This is a genomic window from Bradyrhizobium hipponense (genome assembly GCF_008123965.1).
Taxonomy (GTDB): Bacteria; Pseudomonadota; Alphaproteobacteria; order Rhizobiales; family Xanthobacteraceae; genus Bradyrhizobium; species Bradyrhizobium hipponense.
In genome coordinates, this window is record NZ_VSTH01000218.1 from 1 (window position 1) to 776 (window position 776).

Here is a 776-nt window from a genome sequence, read left to right on the forward strand (position 1 = left end):
TTTCTGGCAAGTTTGTCGTAGCGAGTAGCGACACGCCTGAAATCCTTGAGTCGGCAGAAACAGCGCTCGATAACATTGCGCCCTTTATAGGCGCGTTTGCTGAAGCTGTGGAGGGTCACCCTGTTGGACTTGTTTGGAATGACGGGTTTCGCGCCGCGATTGACGATTTCGGCGCGAAAGCCGTCGCCATCGTAGCCTTTGTCCCCAATGAGGGAAGACATGGGCGGCGCGAGTTTCAAAAGGGCCGGCCCTGCGGCAATATCTGCGTCTTGTCCCGGAGTGAGATGAAATGCGCAAGGTTTGCAATCAGGGTCGCTCAGCGCGTGGATTTTCGTGCTCCGCCCGCCGCGTGAGCGGCCGATCGCCTGTTCATGCTCCCCCCTTTTCCGCCGCTCGCCGAGCGATGCGCTTTGATCGAGGTGGAGTCGATCGACAAAGTCACGCCGTCCTTGCCGCAGCGGGCGAGCGCTTCAAAGATCGCTTGCCAATGTCCGCGCTTAGCCCAGCGATTGAACCGATTGTAGATCGTCGTGTAAGGGCCATAGTCGGGCGGGCAATCGCGCCAGCGTGCGCCGCACTGGAGCATGTGAATGATACCGCTGATGATGCGTCGATCGTCATCGCGCGCCGGGCCCGTCTGGTTCGTTGGCAGGTGCGGCTCGATCTGAGCCCACTGCTTGTCGTTGAGCCAGAACAGTCCTTTGCGCATCGAAGTCCCCCACGCCGAATCAACTCGGTACGAGGGAATCAGAACCTGCTAATTAGGTACAGACCCT

General features: G+C 59.1%; 1 protein-coding gene. It reads right to left on the reverse strand.

The annotated features are described in order from the left end of the window. Positions 1–709, reverse strand: a protein-coding gene (locus tag FXV83_RS45585; RefSeq protein WP_148745568.1) for an IS5 family transposase whose coding sequence is annotated in 2 segments (ribosomal slippage) — positions 1–376 and positions 376–709 — 710 coding nt annotated over the 2 segments. Because the reading frame shifts where the segments join, the coding sequence is not laid out codon by codon here. This gene is flagged as partial in the annotation. Positions 710–776: the final 67 nt, after the last annotated feature.